The sequence below is a fragment of the Winogradskyella litoriviva genome (assembly GCF_013249065.1).
GTDB lineage: Bacteria > Bacteroidota > Bacteroidia > Flavobacteriales > Flavobacteriaceae > Winogradskyella > Winogradskyella litoriviva.
In genome coordinates, this window is the sequence record NZ_JABRWQ010000001.1 from 1 (window position 1) to 23,528 (window position 23,528).

A 23,528-nucleotide genomic window follows, 5' to 3' on the forward strand; every position below is an offset into this window, starting at 1 on the left:
GACTCGTTGTCTTTGTTTCGGGGTGCAAATATAAAACCCTTTTTTAATCCCACAACTACTTTTTTAATTTTATTTCTGCCTTTTTTTTAATACCCTTGAAACCACATACATATGAATGCGTTTTTTTCTAAAATACAGTAATTTCTATTACTCATCTGTACTAACTAATAATGAAATCATCAAATTTGTACTCTGCAAACAATACGAGAATAACATAATTAACATTACAAGGACTAAATAAAAGTATACATAGATTATCTACTAACTATACATAATGAATGACGCAGTGATACTATAGCATGCCTTACTCTAAATAACTAATGATTTAAATAATACAAGAATAATAAGTTTATCGCCATAACTGATATTGCAGCATCATGTTTTGAGTCTTAATATAGTATGCTAAAGACATATAATTATATTTCTATAACGTATAACAGGCAAATAAACTATATTACAGAAAGAAATCCCACACTAATCCAAATCGAATAGCGAAGTCTCTATATGGCTGATTAGGAGCGGAAAAATAATTATAACCCGTCATGGATGAATTAAAATGTTCCAATTTAAAAAATATACGTGTCTGCCTAACCTTTGCATTAATAAAAAAATCAAATCTCGGAAATCCACCTAACTCAGTTTCATTCTGTGTATAGAATTCCGCCAACAAAGGATCATAACCATTCATATTATATTTTGTAAAATAATTGAAAGTTACACCTGTTTGTAGCTTTAATGACTTTTTAAATAACTCATCAGTATAATAAAGTGTATTTCTAGTTATAACGGACGGGATGTTGAGAACATCTTCATCACTTACAACATTTTGATACATCAATGTATTATCTAATGCAAACTTTCCCGCTTTAAATTCTTTCTGGAACTTAACTCTAAAATATTGAAGTGGATTAGTATATTGTTTCGGCACAATATTATTGAAATCAACTATTGTTCCTTCATTATTAAAATACGTATAATTATCTATATTAGAAATATCTAAACTTGCATTTATCAAACTTTTTGAATACAAATTAAACCTTACTTGTTGTGTATTTACATTCTTAAAACGATCAACATTATTCCAATTATACTTGACATAATCACTTTGATATAATAGATAGTTATAATTTGGTAATCTCGTATTAATATATATACCACCTAATAGAGTTAAATCTTCATTCAATTTAAAACTTACTGTTCCATTTAAATAACTCCCAACAAATGTGTCTGAAAGATTAATTCCACCTTTACCAGAAATATTAAACCCTTTCAATTTTTTATTATATTCACCATCTAATCCAAAAAAATTGGCCTTCAATCTATTCGGTATTGTTTCACCTGACACCAACACAATTCCATTATATCCATAATTAATATCATTATAATTAAGGGCTAATTGAAGCTGTCCGATTAAATTATTGGAATATTTTAATCCCATAGAAGTATTAAAATACTCTAAAGTTACCTTGTCATTAATACTACTACTAAAATAATCACCAAAAAAATCACTTGCTGCTGATGTTTGAGTATATTGAAAATATTTGTCTTCGAATAAAACTTTATTAAAAATTATAAGATTATCATTGTTAATAGAATCATTCTTCTTTATTAAGTTATAAGAATGTTCAAAATAAAAACGTTTGCCTTTTAATATATTCTCAGCATTTTCAAAATTTGGATCAAATACAGATCTATCAATGAACTCTACATTTCCTGAAGTAAAATCTTCTAAATCCTCAGTTTGTAATCCACCATTTTCTTGATTTAATAGGTCTTGCATTACAATATAGCCTAGTGCATTATAACGTTTGTTTTTGGTTTTATAATTTGAAGTGAATCGAAAATTACCAGTACTCGTTAGTGCATTTTGATAATTACCTAAAGATCTAAGTCCCTTATATGCAATGGAGAAATTAAATTGCTTCGTTAAATTAATAGTAAAAAATGCATCTAAGACCTGTCCTTGCTCAAATGCCGTTTTATATGTTAACCGTGTCCAAGGTGTTGCTACTTCATAAAATTTTATATCATCATGCTCTAAATAATTAAAATGTCTTGATCTTGCACCGAATAATGGAATCATAGCATTATCTGCAGAATTAAAACTTAATGTGTTGTAAGTTTGTCCAATATTAGCAAATGGCATTAAACCGAAATTATCTTTTTGCAGGTAATTAAATTTATATTCTTTTTTTATTGAAATGGTAGTATCTATCTCTGTAGAATCTATGACATGATTAAATTCTACATACATATCTATAGTGGCTAATTTTTCGAAACCTTTTAATCTATTTGTTGAAGTAGAATCATTTTCTGAAGTATTACCACCCTTTGGCAGGTTTCTACCATTTAGTTTAGTTTGGGAAACTAAACTCGAGGTAATCAAACCGAAAAACAATATGCTAAAAAATCTAATATGCATTTATATAGTTCTAAATTTCAAACAAAGTAAACTCTATTTTATTGTATCTATGCACAATATTACAATTTAGTTAACATAAAAAAGACCAACAAGTATTTTTGTTGATCTTTAATATCACTGTTGAATAAATCTTATTTATTCTATTATAATTTTTTGAGAGGTTTTGTTATTTCCTTGAGTAATATTAACAATGTAAATCCCAGATTCAACTTCTCCTAAATTAATAGCAGCATTAAACTGTGTTGAGTTTTTAGAATATGTATTTTTATAAACAATACGTCCTCTTGTATCAATTACACTTACCTTTACACTATTATCAATGTTATTACCAAAATTAATAGTGAAATCACCTTTATTTGGATTAGGATAAATCACTAAATCTTCAGACAATGTGTTTTCATTTGTACTTAATGAAAGATTATTACCAGTAACTATGAGTGAATAGTCTTGAGTTTGAGGACCAAAAACAGGTATAGCGGTTCCTTTTAACGTCCCTTTATGTGTTACTGTTAATGTATAAACACCTGCAGTTGGTGCGTCAATCTCAATTTTTTCAACGTTATCTACTGTGTTATCTCCTTTGGAATTAGAAAAGCCTGTTGAAGAAGAATAATCTAATTTCCATGGGAAATATGTTGTACCATCTTTTGTTAATCTTAAATCTAAATCATTTACTAACCTAGGCGTAGCATCATTCAAAGTCCCATTAGAAATACTGTTGGCTGGCATATCTGTCCAACATAAAGTAGCAATTAATTTATCACCAGCTTGAGCGGAAAATGTATAAGTATACGTTTGATTTTGTGCCATATTTAATTCACTAATAACAGCATTGCTATTAGAAGCATCTAATATAGCTTCAGCCGAAGTTTTGGCATCTAAAAATCCCCATCCAAAAATAGGGTCAGGTCCCATTGTAGCAATATCATCAATAGAAGTATGACAAACCAAACCCTTTAAAGTCGAAGAGTTCATATAAGCGTTATTTAATTGAAAATAGTACTCTTGTAAAAGTAATAATGTACCAGCTGTATTAGGCGATGCCATTGATGTACCAGAATAAGTTGCATAACCATCTGTAGGTATTGGAGACAGTAGATTTGAACCATCGGCAGCTATATCTGGCTTAATTCTTAAATCATCTGTTGGCCCCTGACTACTACCTGTATTAATAACTAAATTAGTTAACTCATAATTGCCACTAAAAATAGGTTGTTCTCCTGTTGTAGGATTGGCATTAGCCACAACCAAATTATTTTTAGCATTTTTATCTGTTGTTAATTTGTCATAACCAGCATACAAACCACCAGTATAACTAACTGTACCAGAATTCCCAGCGGAAGTTACAATTAAATATTGAGGATTATTTTTAGCAATATTGTCAATATCATACGAATCTTGAGTGTATGCTCCCATCCACCAGGCATCTAATGTACCTTCGTCTTGTTCTACTGGAACTCCATAAGAATGATTAGAAATTATAATTGGATTGACCGCAGCAGTGACCGCACTAACCATTTCAGCTTCATCATTAGTCCAATCATAAGATTTAATATTTACATTTGGCGCCATACCAAGAGCGTTAGGGTTAACACCTTTAGCTCCAATAGTACCTGCCACATGAGTACCATGATCGCTAAATTCAGCACCACTATCTGACAATGTAATTCTTGTAGTTGTACCAGATGCATCGGCAAATTCAGGATGCGTGTCTTGAACTATTCCACCATCCCAGACTCCAACAGTCATTCCTGTGCCATCTAAATTTAAATTTAAACTACCGCCTGGTAGTAGTTGATTAGTTTTAGTTGCTCTACCTGCTTCTAGATTATCAGTTGATTTATAAATTGGTCGATTATCCACTATATCGTAAAGACGAGAGAACTTTAATTCATCCTTGTTAGTAATAACTGTATTAGGATTTAAAAGTAAATAAGATTGAATCCTAGCCAATCTGTTTTGCTCTTGTTGTTCTAACTCTTTTAATAGTTCCTTATTAGCATTTGTAAGATTATTGTTTTCTGAATTTTGCCCATGTGCAAAACTGCATATTGTTAAAAACGCAACTGACAGTAAAAAGTGCTTCATTTTTCTTTTTTATTAAATTTTTAATGCAATATACGGCAATTTTAATTTAATCCATAAACTATAAAACAATAAAAAACCACCTAATAAAAATTAGGTGGTTTAGATATAATTAAAAACTTTAATTATTAATTAATAGTAAAAGTAGCTGATGAATTTGAACCAGCTAATGTTGTTTCAGCCACTAATACACCATCAGCAGTTGAAACCGAGAACGTAGGTCCTCCATCACCATAAGAATCATAAACTACAATCCCGTATTCACCAGATTCTAAACAGAAGTTAAAAGACAATTCAGCAAAATCATCAGCAGGGTTAGCATACGGTCCGCCCGAACCAATTAAAGTTGCTCCACCTGTTAAACTATACATTTCCCATGTAGTTTCATCTGGCCAAGTATCTAAAGTTAGAAAAAGCGTTGTAACTGTATTTAAACATTCCTCAGTAAAATTGATAGTTAAATCATTACCGAAAGAAATTCCAACTTCTTCTTCAAAACTTAATACTAAAGTTTGATTTACATACTCTAAAGCTTCATCATCTGTTACGGTTACAGAAATTGTTCCAACATTACTATTTGCCGGAATCGTCACTGTACTAGGTACAGTATAAGAAGCAGCTAAAGTAGAAGACTCATCAACTGACACAGTATAGGTTCTATCTGTCCCAGAAACTTCACTTGCAGCTACAGTAACATCAATTGTTTCCGTAGCATTCTTTACAATTTCTATAACCTTTGGAGTTGGCTCAAATCCAACATGGTTAGATAATTTTGACTCCAAAATGTCATCTTGACTACAGTTCGTAAACAAACTAGATATAGCCAAAATGGTAAATATTTTTAAATAATTTTTCATAATACTAATTCAAATTTAATTTTGTACCGTAATAGCAGGATTATTATTCAACTCAGATTGTGGTATTTCAGGAGAAACATTATCTGCATCATATACTACGGTTGCACCTGGCTGAAAAGCGTGGTTTGTACCTCTAGTAATAGTTGCTTGATTACGTTTCAACGCAAAATAAGATTTACCTTCACCCCACATTTCTATACGCGTTTGTAAGTAAATAAAATCTAATAAATCCTGTCCAGTTAAAGGATCAACTAAAGCGGCAGCTTCCGTTGCACCCATTCTAATATTTAATAAATCTTTTAATCTAGTTTTCGCAGTCGTCTCATCACCAGTTTTAGCAGATGACTCAGCACTTAATAGATAAAACTCCTCAACTCTCATATAAACATAATCAGTAGTCATAGGATTTTGTGAAAACACTTGTCTACTAGGAGCAAAAAACTTGTTAATTGGCATTAAATGATTAGTTTCAGTAGGAGAATCTAAAAATTGTTGCTTTCTAATATCATTGTCTGGAATTTGAGCAAATAAAGCATCATCTATAGCTTTTCTATCTCCTGCAGCAGCATAACTATAAGAGTATAAATCAACTATTCCCCACCAACTAACTAAACCTATACCTAAATCTGCAGTAAGATCATAACCCCACATCCAAGCGCTTGAATTTACATCATTAAAACCAGACCCACTTCCAGGATAAGCCAACTCACCAGCTGTAAGCATAGAATACTCACCACTATTCACAATAGACTCAGATACAATTTTTGCATTTGGATAATCTCCCATTGCAGCATATGTATAAGCTAAAAGTCCTTGAGCTACTGACTTATTAATATAGTGTTTTAATGGTCTATTAAAACCATCTAACAACTCTACCGCACTAGTTAAGTCTGATAAAATTAAATCATAAACCTGTGAAGCTGGTACTTTAGCAAAACTAGTATCTTCAGGATCCGACGTGTAAAAAGGTAAAATCTCTTGATTAGGATCATATCCTCTTTGGAAAATCTGAGCTAAATAAAAATAACCATAAGCTCTTAACGCTTTAGATTGTCCTAAAATATATTTAGCTTCATCAGTTTCAGGTACAGCATCTTCTCCACCAGACTGAGCAATCAATAAATTAGCGGTATTAAGCACTCTATAAAGGTAATTCCACATTATTTCATTCTCATCGTCAGAAAAATTCGTAGTAAATACCATATTAGAGGTTCCTGCATACCAACTATATGTATTAGTAGACAATGCCATATCACCACAAAGCATATCTGTCCATACATCAATACCTTTATGTCCAATATCATAATGTCTTCCTGCATCATCACCTAGTGCGCCAAAACGTTGTATCATAAAGGAATAAATACCATTTAAAGATCCCTCTACCAAAGCAGGGTTTACTTCAATATTATCTGCAAAATCTGCATCTGTTAATTCAGATGTATCTCTTTGCGGTTCTAAAAAATCATCTCCACAACTCAGTGTGAAGGATGCTATTGCAAGTGCAAAAGCATAAAATAAAACATTTCTTTTCATCATTTCTTTTTTTTAAAATTGAATTTTTAATCCTAAACTATAAACTGTCATAGGTGGATATCTATAAATACTTGAATTTCCTGATTCTGAAGTTGCTGGATTAAAACCATCTCTATGAGTAAACAACAATAAATTGTCACCAGAAACATATACATTCAACCTAGAAATACCAGTATCTTTAAGTGCATTTTCTGTTAATGTGTAACCAAGTTGCAAATTGTTTAAAGATAAATAATCTGCTTTAGTTAAAAATCTTGAAGACGTTGAATCAAAATTAGCATCAGCACTATAATCGTCAGAAAGTCTAGGGATATTAGTTATATCACCAGGCTGTTGCCATCTATCTCTTACATCAGTATGCCAGTTATCAGAACCAACTTTACCATTACCCATTAAAGATCTATAATTAGAGTCATAAGCATAACCACCAATACTATAAGAAAACTGTGTTGCTAAACTAAAGTTTTTATAACCTAAATTTAATCTAAATGCACCTCTTAACTTAGGGATAGAACTTTTACCAATATACTTTTGCGTAGCTTCAGAATATACAGTAGTTGTTGTTTTATTTACGTTAGCATTCGCATTAGCTGCTTTGTAAAGAACCATATTAGTAATGGCAACATCTGTTGCTTCATTATAAATTCCATTACCATCAATATCGTCATAATACAAATTCCAAAGTCCAGAACCATTAGCGGCATCAACACCTGCCCACTCACGAGTAAAGAAGTCATAAACAGACTTACCTTCAGAGATTGCAAAAATACTACCACCTCTATCATCAAAAATCTTAACCTCACCAGTAATTTGGTCTATAGGCATTTCGGTAATTTCATTACTTAACATTTCTCCATTTACACCAAGACTTAAGCTAAAGTCACCACTGTTCTTAGGTTGTATAATATTAGCATTAATATCAAATTCTAAACCTTTGTTTGTTAACTTACCGTCATTAATGAAAGAAGATATAAATCCACTAGAACCAGGTAAACTTTGTTCAAAAAATAGATTTTCAGTATTAGCTATATAATAATCAACATTAACATCTAAAGTATTGTTAAACCATGTACTTTCAAATCCAAATGAAGTTATTTTCTTAGTCTCCCAAGTTAAGTCTGGGTTTGATCTCTCAGTATCTGGTGTAAATGAATACTCATCAGTGTTACCAATACCAAATATTTGCCAACCGTAACGTAGTCTATCTCCTTGATCTCCTATGACACCATAACTACCTTTAAGTTTAAAATAATCTATTGCATTTACTGAAGACATAAAATCTTCTTTACTCATTATCCATCCTGCACCAACAGACCAGAATGTTCCCCACTTATCATTTATAAAACGAGATGACCCATCACGTCTAATAGATGCCGTTAAATAATACTTATCATCTAGATCATAATTCATCTGACCAAAATAACTTTCTAACGTCCAACGAAGAGAATAAGAACCAGGCTTACCGATAGTAGTTGTATATTGATCCAAATCTAAAGTATTAGGCAATATAGCTCTACTTTTGTAAGCATACATTCTATTAAACTCATAAGAAGTTGCTTCATGAGCACCAAAAACTTCTAATGAGTGCTTATCATTAGCACCAAATGATGTTTTATACCTTAATAAGGTAAGAAAGTTATCATTAGTTCTAGTACTGATTCGCTTGAATAAACGACCATAAATATCTTCTGCAGCAGCAGCACCATAGTAAGGGTTGTCTCTATCACTATAATCAAAATTCTCCCTTTGCGTACCATATCTATTTTCTAAAGTTAAACCTTTAGCTAAATCGATATTAAAATAAACGTTACCAAACAAACTGTTATCATAACTTCTAGTTAGATTGTATGTTGCATCGGCAATACCGTTAGTTGCTGTAGAGAATCTTCTAGAGTTATCTCCTATACCATTGTTAAATTGGTTATCACCATAATCAAACTGAGATCCTCCAAAAATTGGATCATAAATTTTATTTCCATCTTGGTCTCTAAGAAAAATAGAATAAATTCTTGGAGAGGCATTAGCCATTAAAAAGATACTACCTGTATCGGTAGTCTGACCATTTTGCGTTGTTCTAGAACCTGTGTAAGTAACATTTGCTCCTACTTTTAACCAATCGTTAACTTCGTGATCCACATTAATTCTACCTGTATATCTTCTAAAGTCAGAATTTATTCCCGCCCCATCATCATTAAGAAAACCTAAAGACGTTGAATACGTAGTAGTTTCGTTACCACCAGACATTGAAATATTAGCCTCTTGTCTATAACCAGTACGAAAAGCATAATCCGCCCAGTTTTCAGGAGTATATCTTCTAGTAACACCAGAATTAAACTCTCCTGTCGTAGGGTTTATTAATTGGCTACCAGCAGTATCCCATAAATTATAATAAGGACTTATTCCATTAGTAGCATCAAACAAGTTATTACTTGCATATTGTGCAGGGTTAGAATTCCCACTTAACATAGCGTTAGTTCTAACAGCATCCCAAGAAAGTTCAATATACTCTTCTGGAGACTCAATTACATCATAAGTTGGTAATGAAAAAGAAGATACACTCGTTTTAAAATCAACATCTATAAACGATTTTGTTTTACTCCCTTTATTAGTTGTAATCAAAACTACACCATTTGCTCCTCTAGAACCATAAATTGATGTTGCAGCAGCATCTTTCAAAATAATTAAACTTTTAATATCATTTTGATTAATTGCATTAATTTGACCACCGTAAGGCACACCATCAACTACATATAATGGATCTCTATTACCATTTACTGATCCAAAACCTCTAATTCTAATAGTGGCACTTGTACCTGGCTGACCAGTTGTCTGAATAACGTTTACACCAGCTGCTTCCCCTCTTAATGCCTGAGAAACATTTGAAAACGTTTTAGCTTCAATTTCTTCAACATCAACTGTTGCCGCAGAACCTGTAAAAGCCTCCTTAGTTGTAGTACCATAACCTACAACTACAACTTCATCAAGTGCATTAGCATCTTCTAAAGCAACATTATAAGTGCTACCAGCACCTATTGTAACTTCTCCAGGCGTCATACCTACGTAAGAAATCACTAAAACATCTCCTTGATTAACTTTGATAGTAAATTTACCATCAAAATCTGTTTGTTGACCCTTTGAGGTCCCTTTTACAATTACACTAGCACCAGGAAGGGGTAAACCATCTGACTTCGTTGTAACTGTACCTGTGACAGTTTTCTCTTGTGCAAAAGAAAATTGCATCACGAACGCCATAAAAAGCGTTAATAACCATGTTAATTTTAATTTCATAAAACAATTATTTGAGTTAGTCTAGTTGCAAACATCTTAATTAAATATTAAATAAGCAAGGCTTTTTGCTAAAAAAATGTTAACATCGTTACGATATTGACAACAATCGATAACATCTAACTTTTGTATGGTTTTGCGGGTTAACTCATTAGTTAGATGTAAAAAGTGTAAAAGGGTTGCGTTAAAATTTTAACTTTGTTCAAAATTTAACATTTTGAGTTTAAAAATTAGTTATTCTTCTTTTGATTTTGAATGTGGAACAGATGAAGCTGGCAGAGGTTGTTTAGCTGGTCCTGTGACCGCAGCTGCAGTAATTTTGCCTTTAGATTTTAAAAATGAAATTTTAAACGACTCTAAACAACTCTCAGAGAAAAAACGATATTTACTCAGACCAATTATTGAAAATGAAAGTATCTGCGTAGGCATACACCATATTTTTGAATCTGAAATTGACACCATTAATATATTAAACGCTTCTATAAAAGCCATGCATGGCTCTATTTCTCAGCTAAAACCAATACCTCAACACATTATAGTAGATGGAAACAGGTTTAAGGCCTATAAAACAATTCCGCATCAAACTATTATTAAAGGTGATAGTAAATATTTAAGTATTGCAGCTGCTTCAATATTAGCAAAAACTTATAGAGACGACTATATGGAGAAAATACATGAGGAATTCCCCATGTACAACTGGAAACAAAACAAAGGCTATCCAACAAAAGAACATCGAGAAGCCATAAAAGAATACGGAATAACTAAATATCACAGAAAATCATTTAGATTATTACCCGAGCAATACAAATTGGATATATAACTTTTTATATTTGTAGTCTAATTTATTCTACATACATGAAACAGCTTGGTTTGCTATCTATTTTTTTGTTATTATTTTTAGGTTGTCAAAAAGACTACAATAAAACCAAGAACGCATATCAATTTATTCCAAATGGCTCGCAAACTGTTATACAAATCAATGAGCTTAGTGATTTTATAAATAGCTTAACCAACAACGACATCCTTTCTAACATTTATGATGACCAAATAAAAACAGTCTCTAAAACCCTTAAAAATTTAAATACAACTAAACAAGTTTATATTGCATTTACAGATTCTAGTAATTCCAATTATTTAATTCTAACTAAAAATGACAGTGCTTTGTTTGTTGTTGATAGTCTTAAAAATTACACTTCAGAAACATTATTAAACTCTAAAACGGAAAAAACTACAATTGATTCTACCACACTATACCATAATATAATTGGTAACACCTTTGTTGCATCAAATAACTTAAAACTGCTAAAGTCTATAAATTCTGAAAACGAAAACTTAGAACTCTCTAAATTAATAGAGACTGCAGACCGTAAATCGGTTGCTTCAGTAATATTTAAAAATAATACGCCTAATTATTCAAAATTATTGTTTACTAATATTAATAATAAGGACAACGCTAATCTAACCTTATTAGATTTTAACCAATTTGGCAAAAAACTCAGCTATAATGGTTTACTTACAACTAAAGATTCTAGCGTCAATTATCTTAATAGTTTTAAAAATACAATTCCACAAAAAACAAACAGCTTATCAATAGCACCGCAGACAACAAGTACATTATTAAGTATCGCCTTTGATGATTTTAAAGTATTTAAAAAAAACCTTGATAGCTTAAATAAAAAGACAGAAGAGCCAACTATCTCATACTTAAATTTAACCAATGAAATAGCATTAATAGATAACGCAATGGTACTTCATTCTTTAGACCCAAATCTAATTTTAGAATCCATTGAAGATAAAACTTTCAGTGAATCATTTAGAGATATTGACATTTATGAATATAATACACCCGAAATTTTCTCATCGCACTTAGAACCTTTTATAACATTTGAAGATGCTAACTATTTTTCTTTATTCAAAGACTTTATAATTTTTACACCTACACCAGATATTCTAAAATCTATTTTGACGGATGCCTTAAACGAAAACACGCTAGCAAAATCCGACGGTTTTATTACAATAAATGAGAATCTTAGCGATGAAGCTTCAGTATTTATATTTAAAGACTCAAAAGGTCTCACCAATGTTATGGGAAAAACCATGACAGGTTACAATGCAAATGCGGTTCAATTTATAAATGATAATAACTACACACACATTAATGGAATAATTCAAAAGTATAAGAAACGTGCAACATCCAATTCAGTAACAGAAGCCTTTACCACACAACTTGAAGCTTCTATTATAACTTCACCACAAACCGTAAAAAATCACATTACCAATGCTCAAGATATTGTAGTACAAGACCTTAATAACATCCTATATCTCGTTTCTAACTCTGGAAACATATTATGGAAAAAGCAACTACAAGGTAAAGTGCTTGGACAAATTGAGCAAATTGACATCTTCAAAAACGGAAGATTACAACTTGCCTTTGCAACAGAAAATAAAGTATATGTTTTAGACAGAAATGGAAATGACGTTAGTCCATTTCCTATGAGCTTCAATGATAAAATCACACAACCTTTATCCGTTTTTGATTATGATAAGAAAAAAGATTATAGACTTTTAGTAACCCAAGGGAATAATCTTTTAATGTATAACGCAAAAGGAAAACCTGTAAAGGGTTTTAAGTACAGCGGTAATTCTGCCATAAAAACACAACCAAAACACTACAGACTTGGAACAAAAGATTATATCGTTTTTGGAGCAGGCGAAAGTTTACAAATATTAAACAGACAAGGCAGCATAAGAGTTAACGTTAAAGATAAAATAAGATTTGCTGATAATGAGGTGTATCTATATCAAAATAAATTCACAACAACAAATACGTTAGGACAACTGGTTCAAATAGATACACGCGGAAAAGTAAACGTAACAAATCTTAATTTAACAGACAAACATAAGATTTTCACCACAAGTAAAACCTTAGTTAGTTTAAGAGAAAATCAACTTAAAATAAAATCTAGAATTTTAGATTTAGATTTTGGAGAATACACAGCTCCAAAAATTTTCTACTTAAATGATAAAATTTATGTAACCACAACAGATTTACAATCTAAAAAAGTTTATTTATTTGATAGCCAAGCAAAACCTATACCCAATTTCCCAGTATTTGGTACAGCACCAGCAGAACTTCAAAAATTAGATAATGAAAAAGGATTGGAACTAATTACCCAGAGCGACGATAACACAATTGTGGTGTATAAAATTCATTGAATAAAAACTTATTAAACTAGATTTTATAACTTTAAAATCTTATACTTTGTAATATTAAAAAACTTACATAGTAAGCCTAATTTTTCCTTATGATAAAAAGACATAAAGCATCAATCAAAAGTTGCATTATCCACAAAGTTGGAAATAAATTTAACGGTACTAAAAATGCATTTTCCGATGCAATTGTCCATTTTGATGAAGCGACATACAATTTAATGTTACCCTATCTCTTAAAACCATTTGTAAGTGTTGCAGAAAACTATAGATTTCATCATCACAGTGACGTTGGACTCAATGAAATTAACACCTACAGTGAGCAACTATTTAAAGATGATGTAGATTTTGTAGACATCTCTAAACATATTGTAACACACTTATTTGAGCAAAGTAATTCTGCACAAATTAAAACTGGAGACGTCCTTATTTGTCATTTTGAAAATATTCAATATGAAGATTTTTTTACAGACGCGATTGGCATCTTTAAAATTGAAAATAAAACCGAATTTTTTCAAACCTATTTAGAAGATAACAACTACGACATTTTAGTGCAAAAAGGCATTCAAGCAAAGAAAGTAGATAAGGGTTGTTTAATATTAAATACCTCTGACATGGAAGGCAAAATAGTCTTTAGTGTAGACAATAATACATACGATACGCAATACTGGATTAAAAGCTTCTTGAACATTAGATATCCAGACGATAGCAACCAACATACCAAAAATTGCATTGAATTATGCAGAGAGTTTTCTAAAGAAGTATTACAACCTAATTTTGGCGGCCAAGAGCAGAGTAATTTTTTAGCAAAAACGGTAGACTTTTTCAAAGAAAATGAAATCGTAAACATTGAAACTTTTAAAGAAGAAGTTTTTGATGAAGAAGACCATATTCAAATGTTTGAAGATTATAAAAAAAATTACGAAACAGACAATAAAGTTCTCATTAGAAACCAGTTTGATGTTTCTGAAATTGCACTAAAAAAGCAAAAACAAAAGATTAAAACAGAGATAAAATTAGACACCAATATTCAAATAAAACTAGATGTTGATGCACCAGATGCTTCTGCAGAATATCTAGAGCGTGGCTATGATGAAGAAAAGAAAATGCATTTCTACAAAGTGTTTTTTAATGATGAAACGTAATTTATCATCTAGAGGCAGTAATTATTCTTAAATTGTAAAGCAAATTAAAAAACAAACAAGAAAATGACCATAAAGAACTTAATTCTTACATTCCTATTCTCTGCCATAAGCATTAGTTTATTTGCACAAGAAAAACACCTCAAAACCGTTAAAGAAACTCAAGAACTATCAGACAAGGTGGTTTCATTGTTTTATCAAAACAAAATAACTGAAGCTTTTGATGCTTTAATTCCATATTGGCCAATGCCAGAAAACGAATTAATGGCTATTGAAGAGAAAACAATAAAATACCTTAACATCATAGAGCAAAGATTTGGCGAATCTATTGGAAACGTTAAAGTTAAAAATGAAACAATATCAGATATTGCAATTAGGGAAACTTATTTAATAAGATATAATAGTAGCGCCATTAGATTAATATTCACCTATTACAAAAATGATAATGGTTGGATTGTAAATGCCTTTAAATGGGATGATTCATTTTCTGAAGAATTTAAAGAAAACTAATATTATTTTTGTCGAATACATTGCTTTTGTTACACTATAAAAGATTCAAAATTAAACCATTACATGCACTTCATTGTCTTAATCTAAAACCTCATTATTAATAAAGGTTAAGATTGTTATCCATCCATACAAAATGTAAACACAATGTTTAGACACCAAGGTAAAAGCAGAACCTTAAAGCACAATCTGCAAATTGCAACAATACTATCCTTTGTTGCTGGTATAGTAAATGTTACAGGATTTTTAGCTTTCAGCCAATTAACAACGAATGTTACAGGTCATTTTGCGCTGTTTATAAGTGATGTTGCCAATTTTGAATTCTGGAAAGGAACTGTATATTTCCTATATATTTTTTCCTTTTTATTTGGCTCTTTTTTATCTAGTTTTTTAATTGAAAAATTTAGAGATAATAAAAAACTAAATGTGTTTTTTCTACCAACACTAATTGAATGTCTAATTTTAACATCAATTGGTCTATTTACAAATTTAGCAGAAACTCAATATTCAGACCTGATTGTGTGCTCGCTATTATTTGCCATGGGACTTCAAAACTCTTTAGTAACAAAAATTTCTAATGCTGTGGTAAGAACAACGCATTTAACAGGCTTATTCACCGATTTAGGGATTGAACTTTCACAATTATTCTTTCCTAAAACCCACCCAAATACAAAACACATAAAATCTACTATTAAACTTAGGATATATATTATTTGTTTCTTTTTTCTTGGTGGATTTATTGGTGGATTTCTATACTCGAGATTAGACTTTAAACTATATACGCTAATAATTGGAGCAATATTTTTACTTGCCAGTTTATTTTATGACGACATGAGGTATAGTTTAATTAGAACTAAAAGAAGATATAACCAAAGGAAAAATTATTAGGCTCTTATATTGCTTAATCTAGACAAATTCAGCTTCAAACAATACCTCAAAGTGCTTTAAAATCTTAGCTTTTACTTCGTCCTCATTAACTAAATCAACCTTTAATTCATTATTTAAAGTGGTCACTGCTTTTCCACGAATGCCACATGGAATAATATTATCAAAATAACCCAAATCTGCATTGACATTTAGCGCAAAACCATGCATAGTTACCCATCGACTTGCTCTTACTCCCATGGCACATATTTTTCGAGCAAAAGGTGTCCCAACATCTAACCAAACACCCGTTTCTCCAGGACTACGTTCTGTTTTTAAACCATATTCGGCCAAAGTAAGAATAATAACTTCTTCTAAAAATCGTAAGTATTTATGTATGTCGGTAAAAAAATTATCTAAATCTAAAATAGGATAACCAACAATTTGACCTGGACCATGGTAAGTAATATCTCCTCCTCTATTAATCTTATAAAAGGTAGCTCCTTTTTCGGCTAGTTGCGCCTCAGAAAGCAGTAGATTTGACAAATCGCCACTTTTTCCTAATGTATAAACATGTGGATGCTCTACAAACAGAAAATGATTATCGGTTATTAAACCAGCATCTTCCCTTCTGTTTTTAATTTTTGTATCTAAAATGGCTTTAAAAAGAGTTTCTTGGTAATCCCAAGTTTCTTTAAAATCTTTTGTTCCTAAATCTTTTAATTGAACGGTTTTATTCATCTACAAACTCTACATTTACATCTAATAACATCGGATTTTTTAAGTATTCTATCCAATTTGTTTTATAAGTCACTGTTTTTCTATCCTCAGAAAACTCAACATTCTCAATAGAAATAGTTTTTACAGCTTTAGGGAAAGTCAATTTTACGTTATAAAAAGCATTTTCAAAATAATCTAAAAACTCTTGGTTACTTTCATCTTCCTCATTAAACAACTTTTCTACAGACTCATCTCCATCTCCTTCCAAAACAGATACTTCTGTAACTCTACTAAATCCTGTATCGGTTAAAATATAACCCGTTTTATTATTTTCACTACCAAAGAAATTTCCTAATGGTGAATTTTCCTTCATAGAATCCATTTGATCTCCTTGAGAATTTAAGCTTTGCGCATTTCTAATTTTTTCATTAATATCTTTTAACTCTTCAATTGAATTAAAATTGAGACCAACTCCCATGTTCATAACACCTTCTTCTTCATTCATGTGCATATTCATAAACATATTTTTAACGGCTTCTAAAGCTAATTGCTTCTCTTTAGGCAGAGCTGCAACACTATCTTTATAAGTTTCCATAATGTCGGCAAAAACTATTGTAGTGTCCATTACTTTATTATCTTTTTCCTTTTCAGAATCAGCAGTATTTCCACCCATGGCTTGGGTCATGGCTTTTACAGCATCTCCCATTTCGTAAGTTATTAAAAACTGACCTGATCCATTTTCATTAAAAACAATTGATTCTGTAACATTACAACTTGTAAAAAATGCTATACAAGATATTAGTAAAATTATTTTTTTCATAATCAGAAACTTTATAGATTAATAAGATACAAAGGTAACGAAAAAGTAGGTTTTTAACGTTCTGGATTATTTAGAATAACCAATGCGGCAATTACGCCAGGAACCCATCCAAAAATCCATAAAATGAATGTAATTAGAATAGATCCACAACCTTTATCAAAAACCGCTAAAGGTGGAAATATAATGGAAAGAATAACACGCCAGATACTCATAGTTTATTTAATGATTTGATGTATAAATAGGACGTATCTTTATTTAAAATGTTACACTTTTTGTGAATTCCTCTCATTGAAATCAAAATAAAATTATGTAGTTTCGTTCTATGCGAATAAAAATTCTTCTCGTCTTTTTAGCCATATCTTCGGTTTGTAAGGCTCAATATTCTTTTTCGGGTTATACAAATCCAGAAGAATGGGATCGCTCTGTCTACCTCTCAATTGTAGAAGATTACAGAAAAATGTCTGGTGTCTATTCAGAACAAATCATTGCAAAAACAGTTGCAGATTCTACTGGTTATTTTGAATTTAAAGGCAATATTCTAGACAATGAAAACCGAATTTATCGCATACACGTAGATCGTTGTTCAGATATTCAACAAGAAATTAATCACTTTAATGGTCATTGTAGTGATAGCGAAGCACTTTTATTTATAGCTAAAAACACAGACTCTTTAAAACTACCGTTTTCTTTTGAAGACCAAGTATTTTGCCAAATAGAATCTAACAATCCAAAAGCCAGTGCATTTATAAAAATAGATTCATTAAAAAACGATATGCGTTTTGCTTATGGCGAATTTAGAAGCGAAGCGAACCGTAAACTGAATAACAAAAAGTGGTTTAAAACACTTCAAAACTTTGGAGAATCCTTAGACGAACCATTAGCAGAACTTTATATCTACACATATTTATCTGATAGAAGTAGTGACTTACATAGCTATTATGTAGAGGACTTAAAACGAAACAACTATTACGATAATCTTAAATTAAGATTACAAAACACTTACCCTAATGCAACATATACCAAGCAATATATTAACGAATTAGAAGCTGATCGATATATGTTAGCGGCTGCAAACGGAAAATACGCATATAATAATTGGAGTTTTTTACTTTATGCTTTTTTAGGACTTTCAGTATTAACAAACATTTACTTCTTTTATCAATCTTGGAAACGAAATTCTTCTAAAATTGAAGAATTAAAATCAAAATTATCGAAACAAGAACAAGTGGTTTTAGAGCATTTGTTATTAGATAAAACAAATAAAGATATTGCAGAAGCACTGTTTTTAAGTGTTAGTACTGTAAAAACACACACTAATAACATCTATAAAAAATTAAATGTGCAATCTCGAGACGATACAAAATCCCTGTTTAACAAGTAGTTAAAAAATTAGAACCAGGTACTAGTACCAATTTCCAACCATTGTTTTTTAGTATTTTCATTAAATTCCTAGATGTTTGCTTTCATATAAATCATAAAAACATTTTATCATGAAACGAACATTTAACATTGCAATCTTATTAGTTTTAACGCTAAGTTTTTTTAGCGTAGCACCAACCGAATATGGTAAATACAGTACCAAAGTCGCCATTGTAAAATTTAAAACCGAAGTTATAGACTACGGAACAATTACCCAACATTCAGATGGCACAAGACTTTTCTTATTCACAAATACAGGTGATGAGCCATTATTAATCACAAAGGTAAAAACAAGTTGCGGTTGCACAGTTCCAAGTTATTCAAAAGCACCTATCCAGCCAGGAGAAACTGGAGAATTAAGTATAAAATACGATACAAAAAGACTTGGCGCTTTTATTAAAACAATAACAGTAACTTCAAATTCAGAAGGAGGAAATAAAATTCTGAAAATTAAAGGTAAGATTGTTGCTGCAAAATAAGAGGTTAATTAACAAACTTAAAACTGCTAGGTCTCAATAAAACTTAGCAGTTTTCTTTGTTTTGTACTTAAAAGAAATAACGTAATTTTGCACTTCAAAAATAATAAGAATGCAACTTTCAGAACAAGAATTGGTAAGACGCCAAAAGTTAGAAAAGCTTAGAGCTTTAGGGATTAACCCTTATCCAGCGGATTTATTTCCCGTTAATCATACTTCTAAACAGATAAAATCTGACTTCGAAGAAGGTAAACAGGTAATCATTGCTGGTCGTTTAATGGCAATTAACATTCAAGGAAAAGCATCTTTTGCGCAATTGCAAGATAGCGAAGGTCGTATTCAAGTCTATTTTAATAGAGACGAAATCTGCGAAGGAGAAGACAAATCATTATACAATGATGTGTTTAAAAAATTACTAGATTTAGGTGATTTTGTTGGTATAGAAGGTACACTTTTCACAACGCAAGTTGGTGAAAAAACGGTTATGGTTAAAGATTTTAAACTCTTAAGCAAAGCTCTAAAACCATTACCAATACCAAAACAAAAAGACGGCAAAACCTATGATGCGTTTACCGATCCAGAACAAAGATATAGACAACGATATGCTGATTTAGTGGTAAATCCGCATGTAAAAGAAGTATTTATAAAGCGTACAAAATTGTTTAATGCCATGCGTCAGTTTTTTAATGATGCTGGTTATTTTGAAGTTGAAACGCCAGTTTTACAGCCTATTCCTGGAGGTGCAGCTGCTCGCCCATTTATTACTCACCATAACAGTTTAGACATTCCATTGTACATGAGAATTGCTAACGAGCTATACCTAAAACGATTAATCGTTGGTGGTTTTGATGGTGTTTATGAGTTTTCTAAAAACTTCAGAAATGAAGGTATGGATAGAACGCATAATCCGGAGTTTACAGCCATGGAAATCTATGTATCGTACAAAGATTACAACTGGATGATGGATTTCTGCGAGCAACTTTTAGAACATTGTGCAATTGCCGTTAATGGAACTTCTGAAGCTACTTTTGGAGAACACAAAATAAACTTTAAAGCACCATATAAGCGTATTACCATGCGCGATTCTATATTAGAATTCACTGGTTTTGATATTTACAATAAGTCTGAAGACGAAATAAGAGCAGCTGCAAAAGGCATGCATATTGAAGTTGATGAGACTATGGGTAAAGGGAAATTAATTGATGAAATTTTTGGTGAAAAATGTGAAGGCAACTACATACAACCAACCTTCATTACAGATTACCCTAAAGAAATGAGTCCTTTATGTAAAGAACATAGAGAAAACCCAGAATTAACTGAGCGTTTTGAGCTTATGGTTTGTGGTAAGGAAATTGCAAATGCATACTCTGAGCTTAACGACCCAATTGATCAGCGCGAACGTTTTGAGCATCAATTAAAACTAGCTCAAAAAGGTGATGACGAAGCTACTGAGTTTATAGATCACGACTTTTTACGTGCGCTAGAATACGGAATGCCTCCAACATCTGGAATGGGAATTGGTATGGATCGTCTAATTATGTTCTTAACCAATAACCAAAGTATACAAGAAGTATTATTCTTTCCACAGATGCGACCAGAAAAGAAAAAGGTAGACTTAAGCGATAATGAAAAAGCAATTCTTGAGGTTTTAAAAACTGAAAAACGAATGGATTTAGTAGCCTTAAAATCGCAATCTGGTTTAAGTAATAAAGGTTGGGACAAAGGGATTAAAGGCTTAGGCAAACACGGCTTAACTAAAGTTGAAAAAACCGATGATGGTTTGTTTGTAGAGTTAGTATAATCTACATTATATAATATTCTTAAGAAAAGGAATTATCAATTGGTAGTTCCTTTTTTTTTTAGGATTCAACCTATAATCTTAGTATATTTATTACCAACACTTTACATACCCAACTTCAATAACATAAAGTATGGTAAAAAACTACGTAACATTCGGCTTATTATTCTTTTTCGCATTAATCTTAAACTCACAGAACATCACAGGTAATTGGAACGTGATTTCTTTGGAATCTAACGGAAACACCATTAGTTTACCAGCAACTGTTACAACGCCTCCAAACATTAATTTTGATGTTTTTGATGCCAGTCCACCAGCAGGACCATACGATCCGTATTGGGGAAGGTATATTAACGGTAACGGTATTTGCAACTCATTTACGTCTTATTTCCATGAATTCACAACAGAATTTATTACGCTTATCCCTTATTTTGACTCAACGGATAATACCTGTACAACCACAGAAGAAACTGATTTCGAAAATTTATTCTTTGCAATTTTACAGCAGCCTGGTAGTTTAACTTATACATTTTCAAATAATTTATACAACCTAAGTTTCACCAATAGTCTAGGTGAGGTTATATACTTAGGACGGGAAAACGCTACGACCAACGTTTTAAGTGGCGAATGGTTTATACATTCCATTTGGGAATATGATCTTTTATTTGAAAACACTTTTGACCCAAGTTTAAGTATTACTTTTTCTGATGAAATTATAAACGGACAAAGTAACGTTTATGGCAGTTCAACTTGTAATGGATTCAATGCTTCATATAATAATCCCATACAGACCAATTCTATAGTTATAAGAAATATAGGTTGGACACTTTTAACTTGTAACACTACGGATGAGCAATATTTTGAATCCTCATACGCGTATTTTTTCCATAGATATAACGAGGATATTTATACATTTGAAATTGTAGGCACTGGCTCTGACTCCATATTATATCTTCATAATGGCTACTTAAGTACAATTACTTATGGTAGACAAGCCTTGTCAATTGAAGAAAATTTAAAACTAACAACCAAATTAGTAACCGATTCTGCAAACAACCAATTACATATTATTTCAGATACTATTTTAGAAAATTCTGAATATGCTATTTATGATGTTTCTGGCAGACAGATTAAATCTAATTATTTAGACACTTCCAATCGAATAGATTTAATAAATATATCCTCAGGAATTTATGTATTAACCATTAAAAATTCTAAAAATCAGTTAGAAAGTTTCAAATTTATAAAAGGTTGAGTTTCTTTTCAAAACGCTTAAAATTTATAGAATTATATCTTTTTTGTACATTAGCCACAAACCTGAACCTCAACCTATGCCTATTCAATTCAAAAATTTATTTAGTCTTCTAGTTGTTTTAGTATTTTTATTTTCATGTGAGGAAGACGACGCTATAACACCTGTTGTAACACCAGATGTGGTTGCTGAGTTTAAAACCAACTTATCTGAACTTAATCTTTTTGAAGGTAACCTAAATGAATTAGTCATATCCGAAAAAGCCTTTGAGTATAATATTAACACAACACTTTTTTCAGATTACGCACACAAACAACGGATTATTGCATTACCAGAAGGTACAAGTCTTCAATATAATGGAGACGGCTTACCAATCTTTCCGGATAATACAGTCATCGCAAAGACCTTTTATTACAATGTAGATGAACGCGATTTAACTTTAGGAAAAACCATCATTGAAACACGTATTCTTATAAAAATAAATAACAATTGGGAAACAGGAAATTATGTATGGAACGAAACGCAAACTGATGCTATTTTAGATTCTGAAGGCAGTACAGTGCCAATTACTTGGATTGATACAGACGGAAACGCCAACCCAACATCTTATAAAATTCCATCTAGTACAGACTGTTATACTTGCCACAGTAATAGCGATAGAATTTTACCAATAGGTCCAAAGTTAAGGTCTATGAATTTTAATGTAAACGGCGTAAATCAATTAGAACAATTTATAAATAACCAACAATTAACAGGTGTAATGAGTAGTAGTTCTGTTAGAAGTTTACCAAATTGGGAAGACCCCTCTCTTAGTTTAGAAACCAGAGCTAGAGCATACATAGATATTAATTGTGCCCATTGCCATATACCAGGTGGCACATGTGCAGATGAGTCTACACTAAATTTAGCTTTTGAAACCACATTAGAAGATAGTAAAATCTTAGAGCAGGTTGCGCTTATTGATTATAGAATTTCATTTTTCTTAGAAGGCATAAGCATGCCATACATCGGAACCTCTATGCGACATACAGAAGGTTTAGATTTAGTTCAAAGTTACTTAAACACCCTTAATTAATAGGCGTTAAATAAATACTAAAATCGGTTTTAAATTTAACAGATTCTTAATAGAATCCGTATT

The 23,528-nt window shown here is 31.3% G+C and carries 18 protein-coding genes; 10 read left to right on the top strand and 8 right to left on the bottom strand.

The annotated features are described in order from the left end of the window. Positions 1–454 precede the first annotated feature (454 nt). The 5 genes from HNV10_RS00005 to HNV10_RS00025 form a co-directional block, all read right to left on the bottom strand. Positions 455–2,422, bottom strand: coding sequence for a putative porin (locus tag HNV10_RS00005; RefSeq protein WP_173299287.1), 1,968 nt, complete (start codon positions 2,420–2,422; stop codon positions 455–457). A 135-nt stretch (positions 2,423–2,557) separates the two neighbouring features. Further along, positions 2,558–4,510: a S8 family serine peptidase gene (locus tag HNV10_RS00010; protein WP_173299288.1), complete on the bottom strand. Its 1,953-nt coding sequence runs from the start codon at positions 4,508–4,510 to the stop codon at positions 2,558–2,560. Positions 4,511–4,635: 125 nt separating this feature from the next. Further along, positions 4,636–5,364, bottom strand: a complete 729-nt coding sequence (locus HNV10_RS00015; RefSeq protein WP_173299289.1) for a hypothetical protein — start codon at positions 5,362–5,364, stop codon at positions 4,636–4,638. Positions 5,365–5,379: 15 nt separating this feature from the next. Beyond that, positions 5,380–6,897, bottom strand: a complete 1,518-nt coding sequence (locus tag HNV10_RS00020; protein ID WP_173299290.1) for a RagB/SusD family nutrient uptake outer membrane protein — start codon at positions 6,895–6,897, stop codon at positions 5,380–5,382. A 12-nt stretch (positions 6,898–6,909) separates the two neighbouring features. Then, positions 6,910–10,185 (bottom strand): SusC/RagA family TonB-linked outer membrane protein, encoded by a 3,276-nt coding sequence (locus HNV10_RS00025; protein ID WP_173299291.1) that lies wholly within the window; start codon positions 10,183–10,185, stop codon positions 6,910–6,912. 214 nt (positions 10,186–10,399) lie between these two features. Between HNV10_RS00025 and HNV10_RS00030 the strand changes: the two genes are divergently transcribed. The 5 genes from HNV10_RS00030 to HNV10_RS00050 all read left to right on the top strand — a co-directional run bounded on the left by HNV10_RS00030 (position 10,400) and on the right by HNV10_RS00050 (position 15,929). Next, the gene (locus HNV10_RS00030) at positions 10,400–11,002 is read left to right on the top strand and encodes a ribonuclease HII (protein WP_173299292.1); all 603 of its coding nucleotides are present in this window, start codon (positions 10,400–10,402) and stop codon (positions 11,000–11,002) included. A 35-nt stretch (positions 11,003–11,037) separates the two neighbouring features. Further along, positions 11,038–13,398 carry a ribonuclease HII gene (locus HNV10_RS00035; RefSeq protein ID WP_173299293.1) on the top strand — a complete coding sequence of 787 codons (2,361 nt, stop codon included), beginning with the start codon at positions 11,038–11,040 and terminating at the stop codon, positions 13,396–13,398. Between the two features lie 89 nt (positions 13,399–13,487). After that, positions 13,488–14,537: a nucleoid-associated protein gene (locus HNV10_RS00040; protein ID WP_173299294.1), complete on the top strand. Its 1,050-nt coding sequence runs from the start codon at positions 13,488–13,490 to the stop codon at positions 14,535–14,537. A gap of 63 nt (positions 14,538–14,600) precedes the next feature. Beyond that, positions 14,601–15,044, top strand: a complete 444-nt coding sequence (locus tag HNV10_RS00045) for a hypothetical protein (protein WP_173299295.1) — start codon at positions 14,601–14,603, stop codon at positions 15,042–15,044. Between the two features lie 144 nt (positions 15,045–15,188). Then, a complete protein-coding gene (locus tag HNV10_RS00050; protein ID WP_173299296.1) occupies positions 15,189–15,929 on the top strand; it encodes a YoaK family protein in 741 nt (246 codons plus the stop codon). Positions 15,930–15,947: 18 nt separating this feature from the next. Here the strand turns inward: HNV10_RS00050 and lipB are convergent, their stop codons facing one another. The 3 genes from lipB to HNV10_RS00065 are packed head-to-tail and all read right to left on the bottom strand — an operon-like array spanning position 15,948 to position 17,657. Further along, positions 15,948–16,646 (bottom strand): lipoyl(octanoyl) transferase LipB, encoded by a 699-nt coding sequence (gene lipB, locus HNV10_RS00055; protein ID WP_173299297.1) that lies wholly within the window; start codon positions 16,644–16,646, stop codon positions 15,948–15,950. Continuing rightward, positions 16,639–17,445: a hypothetical protein gene (locus HNV10_RS00060; RefSeq protein WP_173299298.1), complete on the bottom strand. Its 807-nt coding sequence runs from the start codon at positions 17,443–17,445 to the stop codon at positions 16,639–16,641. Before HNV10_RS00060 ends, lipB begins: the two co-directional genes overlap by 8 nt. A gap of 53 nt (positions 17,446–17,498) precedes the next feature. Then, on the bottom strand, positions 17,499–17,657 hold the full coding sequence (locus tag HNV10_RS00065) for a YqaE/Pmp3 family membrane protein (protein ID WP_173299299.1): 159 nt from the start codon (positions 17,655–17,657) through the stop codon (positions 17,499–17,501). A 110-nt stretch (positions 17,658–17,767) separates the two neighbouring features. Between HNV10_RS00065 and HNV10_RS00070 the strand changes: the two genes are divergently transcribed. The 5 genes from HNV10_RS00070 to HNV10_RS00090 all read left to right on the top strand — a co-directional run bounded on the left by HNV10_RS00070 (position 17,768) and on the right by HNV10_RS00090 (position 23,465). Then, positions 17,768–18,826, top strand: a complete 1,059-nt coding sequence (locus tag HNV10_RS00070; protein ID WP_173299300.1) for a LuxR C-terminal-related transcriptional regulator — start codon at positions 17,768–17,770, stop codon at positions 18,824–18,826. 109 nt (positions 18,827–18,935) lie between these two features. Next, on the top strand, positions 18,936–19,343 hold the full coding sequence (locus HNV10_RS00075) for a DUF1573 domain-containing protein (protein ID WP_173299301.1): 408 nt from the start codon (positions 18,936–18,938) through the stop codon (positions 19,341–19,343). 109 nt (positions 19,344–19,452) lie between these two features. Then, on the top strand, positions 19,453–21,141 hold the full coding sequence (gene lysS / locus HNV10_RS00080; RefSeq protein ID WP_173299302.1) for a lysine--tRNA ligase: 1,689 nt from the start codon (positions 19,453–19,455) through the stop codon (positions 21,139–21,141). Positions 21,142–21,271: 130 nt separating this feature from the next. Next, complete coding sequence (locus tag HNV10_RS00085) at positions 21,272–22,393, top strand: T9SS type A sorting domain-containing protein (protein WP_173299303.1); 1,122 nt, start codon at positions 21,272–21,274, stop codon at positions 22,391–22,393. A gap of 76 nt (positions 22,394–22,469) precedes the next feature. Continuing rightward, a complete protein-coding gene (locus HNV10_RS00090) occupies positions 22,470–23,465 on the top strand; it encodes a hypothetical protein (RefSeq protein WP_194240995.1) in 996 nt (331 codons plus the stop codon). Positions 23,466–23,528 lie beyond the last annotated feature (63 nt).